This window comes from Microcystis sp. T1-4 (genome assembly GCF_000297435.1).
Classification (GTDB): Bacteria; Cyanobacteriota; Cyanobacteriia; order Cyanobacteriales; family Microcystaceae; genus Microcystis.
The window spans coordinates 1-1,633 of record NZ_CAIP01000005.1 but is presented as its reverse complement, the minus strand read 5'-3'; the positions used below and the strand labels follow the sequence as shown (position 1 = coordinate 1,633).

Genomic DNA, 1,633 nt, shown 5'->3' with positions numbered 1-1,633 from the left:
AATGATAGCGGAAGGCAACGTGAGAAATCCAGTGTAACCAGTGTCAATAACTGCTTTAATCGCTTGCCTCTGGTGATTTTCGCCTAGCACTACGAATTGAATAATTGCTTCTCGGCGCGAATTGACGCTCCCCATCATCATGGCGACACACTGGGGGAACGAAAGCCAAAACGATGGACGGCACGATGTCCAATGCGAATACCAAATATTTGTGCATCAGGAAAACGTATTAACAGTTGTTTAGCAGCTGTTAGGCTGTCGTCAGCCACTTCAAAAGCCCCTGTTTCGATGTCTATTGCTACAATCTTCCCATGATTCCCTTCCTCGATTTGGGAGCGTACCTGAGACTCATAGACTTCGTGTCCACGTCGGGCAAATTCTTCTTTGCTGTAGCGGGGTTGTCGAACTGTCATTGAAGCGACCCTGTGGCAACTTTTGCCCCTCTATTTTAACCTAAACATTGGCAATCTTCGCTAACATTCCTCAACTGGGCCCACAAGAGCAGCACCGCACCTAACCTCACAGCTTCAATCAATGTGCATGGTGCGTTCTCAAAAATCCTGCATTAGGGAACGCACCCTACAAGATCGGCGATCGCTACAATCGGAACGATCGCACTTGACTCGCTGGTCGGCATAACGGCAAAGTTGAGCCGCTGCCGGATTTCCTTTGCTCAAACATATCACTCTTGGGTAGTCGGCTCCAACGCCTTGTTAAACTGTTGTTGATGTTGCAGTGATACTAATTGTCTGCCACTCGCGACTTGTCTTTTCTGCCAATCAGCAAATATGGCTTTGAAATCATAATTAAAAGATTTAGCATGCTCTTCTCGTATTCTGTGCAATTCTTCAAGAATTTCATCTTCCCACATAAATTTACTCTCCCATTAATTCATAGGGTGTACAAATGGTCGGCAATTTATAGCCAAAATCACGGCAGATTTCGGTAAGCTTTTTTTGGATTTGAGCGTTAGCAATATGTTTACAGTTCCATGTTAGCAAGTAATCTAATCCATGAACGGTGGCTACGGCAATGTGAATAGCATCATCGGATGCTTTAGCGGGAAGATTACTTCTAGTGAGGAATTGCATTCCCAAGTCTTCTATAGTGTCGGTAAGCTCAAGCACAGAGAGACTTTGCAGAATCTCTAGCCTCTTGCTTGCCATTTCTGTATCACCCTGTCCCGCTTCATCTAAGACAACTTGCGAGATGTAAAGGGTAAATTGACTACGGCGAGTTTCCCACCATCTTCTGGTTATTTCCAAATTTGCCATGAAGATCAAGTTGTTGCTTGGTCTAACGGCTAGATAGCCAATAACACTGGTTTCAATATAGACGGTTTCCCTCACAGCACTTTCTGAATTTTATTTGTCCCTCATTCTATCGCATTTGAGCTTTATTTTGAGGGTTTGCGAGGGAATTAGTGCGTTACATTTCATTAACGCACCCTACGAGATCAGCGATCGCACTCCCCGTTAACGCTCCTTGCGCCTATCTGTTTTGGCTCTGATTGCGTCCTTGTTCCCCGCTTCAGATATGATGTAGGGTGTGTTAGCGTTAGCGTAACGCACGAATTTGTTGATTATCATTCAAGTTGTACATTTCATTAATACACTCTACGATCCAAATGTCT

The 1,633-nt window shown here is 44.5% G+C and carries 4 protein-coding genes and 1 pseudogene; all 5 read right to left on the bottom strand.

The window, feature by feature from the left end; all coding sequences use genetic code 11:
* Positions 1–141, bottom strand: a pseudogene (locus MICAI_RS27695) (clan AA aspartic protease); the annotation flags it as partial.
* Positions 138–413 (bottom strand): hypothetical protein, encoded by a 276-nt coding sequence (locus MICAI_RS00265; protein WP_002733756.1) that lies wholly within the window; start codon positions 411–413, stop codon positions 138–140. The pseudogene MICAI_RS27695 and the gene MICAI_RS00265, both read right to left, overlap by 4 nt.
* Before the next feature lie 138 nt (positions 414–551).
* Positions 552–677 carry a hypothetical protein gene (locus MICAI_RS27500; RefSeq protein ID WP_255348744.1) on the bottom strand — a complete coding sequence of 42 codons (126 nt, stop codon included), beginning with the start codon at positions 675–677 and terminating at the stop codon, positions 552–554.
* Positions 678–682: 5 nt separating this feature from the next.
* Positions 683–871 (bottom strand): hypothetical protein, encoded by a 189-nt coding sequence (locus MICAI_RS00260; RefSeq protein WP_008195959.1) that lies wholly within the window; start codon positions 869–871, stop codon positions 683–685.
* Positions 872–875: 4 nt separating this feature from the next.
* Positions 876–1,349, bottom strand: coding sequence for a type II toxin-antitoxin system VapC family toxin (locus MICAI_RS00255; RefSeq protein ID WP_008195957.1), 474 nt, complete (start codon positions 1,347–1,349; stop codon positions 876–878).
* Between the last annotated feature and the right edge of the window lie 284 nt (positions 1,350–1,633).

What these genes read in the sequence shown, in the direction of transcription:
- MICAI_RS00265 (WP_002733756.1), bottom strand. Translation starts at nt 413, where the DNA reads ATGACAGTTCGACAACCCCGCTACAGCAAAGAAGAATTTGCCCGACGT.
- MICAI_RS00260 (WP_008195959.1), bottom strand. Translation starts at nt 871, where the DNA reads ATGTGGGAAGATGAAATTCTTGAAGAATTGCACAGAATACGAGAAGAG.